Origin of the sequence: Streptomyces sp. SKN60 (genome assembly GCF_026236535.1) — a bacterium.
GTDB lineage: Bacteria > Actinomycetota > Actinomycetes > Streptomycetales > Streptomycetaceae > Streptomyces.
Genome location: NZ_JAHTMW010000009.1, coordinates 318,546 through 324,988, shown reverse-complemented (window position 1 = coordinate 324,988; position 6,443 = coordinate 318,546). Strand labels below are relative to the sequence as shown.

Here is a 6,443-nt window from a genome sequence, read left to right as displayed (position 1 = left end):
GTTTCCGACTCTATCAGATCTTTCCGATCCGATTTCCTCGGTGCTTTCCGGTCCCTTTTCGACTTTCGTCGTTCCGGTCCCTTCCGGCGGTTCCGACTCTATCAGATCCTTTCGGCGTCTGATTCCCAGTCAGCGGGGTTCGTCTTCCCGGCTGTTGGGCCGTTCCGACGAGTGAGACTTTAGCGGATTCCGCGGCTCCGACGCTAATCGGGGCCTAGCGCTCAAACCTTCGAACGCGGATTCCTCATTTCGCAAAAACGCACGGAAACGCAGGACGGCACGACGAATCGACACCGTCAGGCATTGATGGTTCTTGCGGAATGGCTGTCCGGGGCCGACCGGGGTCGGTGCTCACGTCGGACAACTCGGAGAACACTACGGATCGGGTAATCCCGTGTCAACCCGGGGCCCTGGGCGTACCCTGTGCGTATGACGAAGCATGCGCACACCACTCAGTGGTGGGCCGCCTGACCGGCGGCCCGTAGCTCACGCATGCAGACAACGGCCGCCGCCTCGGCGGCCGTTCGCGTATCCCCCTCCGGGAGCCCGGCCGACGGGCCGGCGGTGCTCAGACCAGAGAGCACAGGAGAGAGGGAGAACGACGCTCATGAAGCGGATCTTCAGTGGGGTCAAGCCGACCGGGCACCTGACGCTGGGCAACTACCTCGGGGCCGTACGGCAGTGGGTCGAGGTGGACCAGTACGCGGCGGACGCGCTGTTCAGCGTGGTGGACCTGCACGCGCTGACCGTGGAGCACGATCCGGCGCGAGTGACGCGGCTGAGCCGGCAGGCGGCGACGCTGCTGCTGGCGGCGGGGCTCGATCCGGAGCGGTGCACCGTCTTCGTACAGAGTCATGTGGACGAGCACGCCCGGCTCTCGTATCTGATGGAGTGCGTGGCCACGGACGGCGAGATGCGCCGGATGATCCAGTACAAGGAGAAGAGCGTGCGGGCCCGGGAGTCCGGGCAGGGGGTGCGGCTTTCGCTGCTCACGTATCCGGCGCTGATGGCGGCGGACATCCTCGCCTACGCGACGGACGAGGTGCCGGTGGGTGAGGACCAGACGCAGCACGTGGAGCTGGCGCGGGATCTGGCGGTGCGGTTCAACCAGCGGTACGGGCAGGTGTTCACGGTGCCGAAGGCGACGCATCCGAAGGTGGCGGCGCGGGTCATGGATCTGCAGGACCCGACGTCGAAGATGGGGAAGTCGCACGAGAACGGGTCCGGGATCGTCTATCTGCTCGACGACGCGGACACCGTACGGCGGAAGATCATGCGCGCGGTGACGGACAGCGGGCGCGAGGTCGTCTACGACCCGGAGGTCAGTCCGGGGGTGGCGAACCTGGCGGATCTGCTGGCCGCCGCCACCGGCTGCCGGGATGTGGCCGAGCTCGCCGCCACGTACGACTCGTACGGCGCCCTGAAGAAGGACACCGCCGAGGCGGTCGTCGAGCTGCTGCGGCCGGTGCGGGAGCGGCATGCCGAGCTGGCGGCGGATCCGGCGTACGTGGAGAAGGTGCTGCGGGCGGGGGCCGAGCGGGCGCGGGGGATGGCGCGGCCGGTGGTCGACCGGGCCTATCGGGCGATCGGGCTGCTGCCGGCGTTCTGACCGCCACTCCGGCGGAAGGCCTGGCGGTAGTCGCGCGGGCTGGTGGCGAGGTGCGAGGCGAAGTGCTGGCGCATCGTGACCTCGCTGCCGAAGCCCGCGCGGCGGGCCACCTCGGGGAGGGGGTGGTCGGTGCGTTCGAGGAGTTTCTGGGCGGCGGCGAGGCGCTGCGCGATCAGCCAGCGGGCGGGGGTGGTGCCGGTCGTCGCCTGGAAGTGGCGGGCGAAGGAGCGGGCGGACATGCCGGCGCGGGCGGCGAGGCTCGCGACGGTGTGCGGCTCGTCGAGGTGGGCCAGGGCGTGGGCGCGTACGGCGGCGAGGGCGTCGGCGTCGCGGTCGGCGCGCGGGGTGGGGTGCTCGATGAACTGGGCCTGGGTGCCGGTGCGGAACGGGGCCGTCACCATCGAGCGGGCGATGGTGGCGGCGACCTCGGCGCCGTGGGCCGTACGGACCAGGTGGAGGCAGAGGTCGATGCCCGCGGCCGTACCGGCGGAGGTCCAGATGCCGGTGTCCTCGACGAACAGGGCCTCGGCCTCGACGGTCACCCGGGGGTGGCGGGCGGCGAGGGCCGGGGCGAGGCGCCAGTGGGTGACGGCGCGGCGGCCGTCGAGGAGGCCGGCACGGGCGAGGACGAAGGCGCCGGCGCAGAGGGAGGCGACAGGGGTGCCGGCGGCGTGGGCGCGGCGCAGCGCGTCGAGCACGGGGGTCGGGAAGTCGGCGGCGGGGTCCTCGATGCCGGGGACGAGGACGAGGTCATCCGGGGTGAGTTCGTCGAGCCAGTCGAGTGGGCGGTCGGGGGTGAGGCTGAGGCCGCCGCGGATCGGGACGGGGGCGGCCGGGTCGGCGGCGGCGCGGCGCAGTTCGAAGGGCGGGACGCCGCGGGTGCTGCGGTCGGTGCCCCAGACCTCGGTGATGACGGAGACGTCGAAGGCGCGGATGCCGGGGAAGGCGAGGAGGGCGATGCGTTGCGCGGCCTGCGCGGCTTCTGCTTCTGCCATGAGTGGCAGTAAACCATCGATCGATGGCTTTTCTGCCTCTGGGGCGGGACTCCGGGCGGCGGCAGGATTCAGGGCATGGAGATCACGGAGAACATCACGGTCGAGAACAACGCGGCGCTCATCGTCATCGACGTCCAGAAGGGCTTCGAGGACGCGTTCTGGGGCCGGCGGGACAACGCGGAGGCCGAGCAGAACATGGCGGCGCTCATCGACCGCTGGCAGGAGACGGGGCGTCCGGTCGTCTTCGTACGGCATGACTCGCCGCGTGCCGGTTCGCCGCTGGCCCTGGGGACCGAGGGCAACGAGCTCAAGGACTTCGTGGAGGAGCGGCGGGGCAAGGGGACCGGGCCGGAGCTGTTCGTGACGAAGACCGTGAACTCGGTGTTCTACGGGGAGCCGGACCTGGACACCTGGCTGAAGGAGGCGGGGATCCGGCAGTTCGTGATCGTCGGCATCCAGACGAACATGTGCAACGAGACGACCGCGCGGATGGGCGGCAACCTCGGCTACGACGTGCTGTTCCCGCTGGACGCGATGCACACCTTCGACCTGACCGGGCCGTTCGGGTGGAAGCAGACGGCGGAGGAGCTGACCCGGGCGACGGCGGTGTCGCTGCACGGCGGGAAGTTCGCCCGGGTGGTGACCACGGAGGACGTACTGAAGGGCGCGTCCGCTCAGTAGGAGGAGGTCGGGCTCAGCCGTTGCCGGAGGCGAGCTCGCGGCTGCGGTCGCGGGCGGCTTCGAGGGCGGCGATGAGGGCGGCCCGTACCCCGTGGTTCTCCAGCTCGCGGATGGCGGAGATGGTGGTGCCGGCCGGGGAGGTGACGGCCTCGCGGAGCTTGACCGGGTGCTCGCCGCTGTCGCGGAGCATCACGGCGGCGCCGATGGCGGCCTGGACGATGAGGTCGTGGGCCTGGGCGCGGGGCAGGCCGAGCAGGATGCCGGCGTCGGTCATGGCCTCGACGAGGTAGTAGAAGTACGCCGGGCCCGAGCCGGAGAGGGCGGTGGCGGCGTCCTGCTGGGACTCGGGGACGCGCAGGGTCTTGCCGACGCCGCCGAAGATCTCCTCGGTGTGGGCGAGGTGGTCGGGGGTGGCGTGGCTGCCGGCGGAGATCACCGACATGCCCTCGTCGACGAGCACGGGGGTGTTGGGCATGACGCGGACGACCGGGGTGCCGGCGGTGAGCCGCTCCTCGATGAAGGCGGTGGTGATGCCCGCGGCGGCGCTGACGACCAGGCGGTCGGCGGCGACGTGCGGGGCGAGCTCGTCGAGCAGGCGGCCCATGTCCTGGGGCTTCACGGCGAGGATGAGGGTGTCGGCGCGCTTGGCGGCGTCGGCGTTGCTGACGGCCTCGACGCCGTAGCGGGCGCGCAGTTCGTCGGCGCGCTCGGCGCGGCGGGCGGTGACGAGGAGGTCGGCGGGGCGCCAGCCGGCGCGGATCATGCCGCTGAGGAGCGCTTCACCGATCTTGCCGGTGCCGAGGACTGCGACGGTCTGGGTCATGGCTCTGTTCACCTCGCCGGAGGGGGTACGTGCGGCCATCCTCGCACCGCGCCCGCTCCGGCGACGTGGCTGTCCGAGGGGCGGGCACGTGATCCGGTCAGGCGATCCGGTCATGCCGTGCGGCGGCGGAGGGTGGCGGCGCCGAGGCCGAGGACGAGGACCGCGCAGCCGGCGACGACGAGGGCGTCCCGTACGAAGTCGGTGGTGACGTCGGTGTGGCGCAGGACCTGGTTCATGCCGTCGACGGCGTACGACATGGGCAGGACGTCCGAGATCGCCTCCAGGGCCGGGGCCATCCGGTCGCGCGGGGTGAACAGGCCGCACAGCAGCAGCTGCGGGAAGATCACGGCCGGCATGAACTGGACGGCCTGGAACTCGGAGGCGGCGAAGGCCGAGACGAACAGGCCGAGGGCGGTGCCGAGCAGCGCGTCGAGCAGGGCGACGAGGAGCAGCAGCCAGGGCGAGCCGATGACGTCGAGGCCGAGGAACCACAGGGCGAGGCCGGTGGCGAGGACGGACTGGACGACGGCGACGAGGCCGAAGGCGAGGGCGTAGCCGGCGATGAGGTCGCCCTTGGCCAGGGGCATGGCGAGGAGGCGTTCGAGGGTGCCGGAGGTGCGCTCGCGCAGGGTGGCGATGGAGGTCACCAGGAACATCGTGATCAGCGGGAAGATGCCGAGGAGCGAGGCGCCGATGCTGTCGAAGGTCTGCGGGCTGCCGTCGAAGACGTAGCGGAGCAGGAAGAGCATCACGCAGGGCACGAGCAGCATCAGGGCGATCGAGCGCGGGTCGTGGCGGAGCTGGCGCAGGACGCGGGCGGCGGTGGCGAGGGTGCGGGCGCTGTTCATCGGCGCTCCTCCTTGGCGGCGGTACGGGTCTGGGCGCGGGCGGCGCGGGCCGCGGCGGCGTCGACGAGGCGGAGGAAGGCGTCCTCGACGGTGGCGGTGTCGTTGCGGCGGCGCAGCGCCTCGGGGGTGTCCTCGGCGAGCAGCTCGCCCTCGCGGAGCAGGAGCAGTCGGTGGCAGCGCTCGGCCTCGTCCATGACGTGCGAGGAGACCAGGAGCGTGGTGCCGCGGTCGGCGGCGATGCGGTGGAACAGGTCCCACAGGTCGCGGCGCAGGACGGGGTCGAGGCCGACGGTGGGTTCGTCGAGGACGAGGAGCTCGGGGGTGCCGAGCAGGGCGACGGCGAGCGAGACGCGGCTGCGCTGGCCGCCGGAGAGGCGGCCGGCGAGGGCGTCGGCGTGGGAGGTGAGGTCGACGTCCTCGATCGCCCGGTCGACGGCGGCGCGGCGTTCGGCGTGGTGGGCGCGGCCGGGGAGCAGGATCGCGGCGAAGTAGTCGAGGTTCTGCCGGACGGTGAGGTCGTCGTAGACGGAGGGCGCCTGGGTGACGTAGCCGATGCGGGAGCGCAGGGCGGGGTCGCCGGCGGGCCGGCCGAGGACGTCGAGGGTGCCGGTGACCTTGGCCTGGGTGCCGACGATCGCGCGCATGAGCGTGGTCTTGCCGCAGCCGGAGGGGCCGAGGAGGCCGGTGATGCGGCCGCGGGGGACGGTGAAGTCGAGGCCGCGCAGGGCGGTGCGGTCGCCGCGGACGACGGTGAGCGCGGTCGCCGTGATGGCGGCGGACGGGGCGGCCGGTGGGGCCTCACCGGTTTTATTCATCATGTGATGAATAATGGGCCGGAGGGTGCGGAACGTCAAGAACCCCGGACGGCGAACGTCCGGGGTTCTCGGAGGGTGTTTGGCGAGGTTTGGCGAGGTTCGGCGAGGGTGGGGGTCAGCCGCGCTTGGGCTTCTTGCGGCCGCGGCGCTTCTCGAAGCGCGTGACGGCCTCCTCGTACTCCGTGCGCCGCAGCTTCTCGCCGGGCGCCTCGCTGAGGCTGCGGAAGAAGTAGGCGAGCAGCGAGCCGATGAAGCCGATGGCCTTCAGGCTGCGCAGGGCATCGTCACGGGCGGGGTCGTCCGGGCGGCGGACGAAGCCCTCCCAGGTCTTGCGGAAGGCGATCGCGCTGCAGATCGCGAACATCACGACCACCAGTAGGTTGACGAAACCGCCGACCTTCGCGATCTCCAGGCCCTGGTAGGCGAAGCGCAGCACGAAGCAGCCGGCGACCGCGGCCACCAGCGAACCGGCCGCCACGCCGATCCGGCGCAGCCCGTAGTTGCCGCTGTGGTCCAGCCAGGTCGTGCCGAAGAAGCGGAGCTCCTCGGGCTGCGGCCCGGCGGGGGTCGCGCCGGCGGTCTTGCTCTGCTTGTCCTCGCGTGCGTCGCTCACGGGGTCGATTATCCCCGGACGGCGAAAGAAGGCGGAAAACCGCCGTATGGCCGTAAGGC

At 71.6% G+C, this 6,443-nt stretch carries 7 protein-coding genes; 2 read left to right on the top strand and 5 right to left on the bottom strand.

Features of this window, described 5'->3' with window-relative positions; genetic code table 11:
• Positions 1 to 607 precede the first annotated feature (607 nt).
• A complete protein-coding gene (gene trpS / locus KV205_RS17900) occupies positions 608 to 1,609 on the top strand; it encodes a tryptophan--tRNA ligase (protein ID WP_265865377.1) in 1,002 nt (333 codons plus the stop codon).
• Here the strand turns inward: trpS and KV205_RS17895 are convergent.
• On the bottom strand, positions 1,576 to 2,604 hold the full coding sequence (locus tag KV205_RS17895; RefSeq protein ID WP_265865376.1) for a GlxA family transcriptional regulator: 1,029 nt from the start codon (positions 2,602 to 2,604) through the stop codon (positions 1,576 to 1,578). The two genes, trpS and KV205_RS17895, sit on opposite strands and share 34 nt — an antisense overlap.
• 75 nt (positions 2,605 to 2,679) lie before the next feature.
• Here KV205_RS17895 and KV205_RS17890 point away from each other — a divergent pair, with 75 nt between their 5' ends.
• A complete protein-coding gene (locus KV205_RS17890; RefSeq protein WP_265865375.1) occupies positions 2,680 to 3,285 on the top strand; it encodes a cysteine hydrolase family protein in 606 nt (201 codons plus the stop codon).
• Between the two features lie 13 nt (positions 3,286 to 3,298).
• On the opposite strand, the gene proC is transcribed toward KV205_RS17890, so the two are convergent.
• The 4 genes from proC to KV205_RS17870 form a co-directional block, all read right to left on the bottom strand.
• Entirely contained in the window at positions 3,299 to 4,108 is an 810-nt protein-coding gene (gene proC / locus KV205_RS17885) for a pyrroline-5-carboxylate reductase (RefSeq protein WP_265865374.1), read from the bottom strand.
• A gap of 110 nt (positions 4,109 to 4,218) precedes the next feature.
• A complete protein-coding gene (locus tag KV205_RS17880) occupies positions 4,219 to 4,956 on the bottom strand; it encodes an ABC transporter permease (RefSeq protein WP_265865373.1) in 738 nt (245 codons plus the stop codon).
• On the bottom strand, positions 4,953 to 5,774 hold the full coding sequence (locus KV205_RS17875; protein WP_265865372.1) for an ABC transporter ATP-binding protein: 822 nt from the start codon (positions 5,772 to 5,774) through the stop codon (positions 4,953 to 4,955). The genes KV205_RS17880 and KV205_RS17875 overlap by 4 nt, the downstream gene beginning before the upstream one ends.
• 112 nt (positions 5,775 to 5,886) lie before the next feature.
• A complete protein-coding gene (locus tag KV205_RS17870) occupies positions 5,887 to 6,384 on the bottom strand; it encodes a hypothetical protein (protein WP_265865371.1) in 498 nt (165 codons plus the stop codon).
• Between the last annotated feature and the right edge of the window lie 59 nt (positions 6,385 to 6,443).

Excerpts from the sequence above, each read along its gene's own strand:
- trpS (WP_265865377.1), top strand. The coding sequence starts at position 608 with ATGAAGCGGATCTTCAGTGGGGTCAAGCCGACCGGGCACCTGACGCTG.
- KV205_RS17880 (WP_265865373.1), bottom strand. The coding sequence starts at position 4,956 with ATGAACAGCGCCCGCACCCTCGCCACCGCCGCCCGCGTCCTGCGCCAG.
- proC (WP_265865374.1), bottom strand. The coding sequence starts at position 4,108 with ATGACCCAGACCGTCGCAGTCCTCGGCACCGGCAAGATCGGTGAAGCG.
- KV205_RS17875 (WP_265865372.1), bottom strand. The coding sequence starts at position 5,774 with ATGATGAATAAAACCGGTGAGGCCCCACCGGCCGCCCCGTCCGCCGCC.
- KV205_RS17895 (WP_265865376.1), bottom strand. The coding sequence starts at position 2,604 with ATGGCAGAAGCAGAAGCCGCGCAGGCCGCGCAACGCATCGCCCTCCTC.
- KV205_RS17890 (WP_265865375.1), top strand. The coding sequence starts at position 2,680 with ATGGAGATCACGGAGAACATCACGGTCGAGAACAACGCGGCGCTCATC.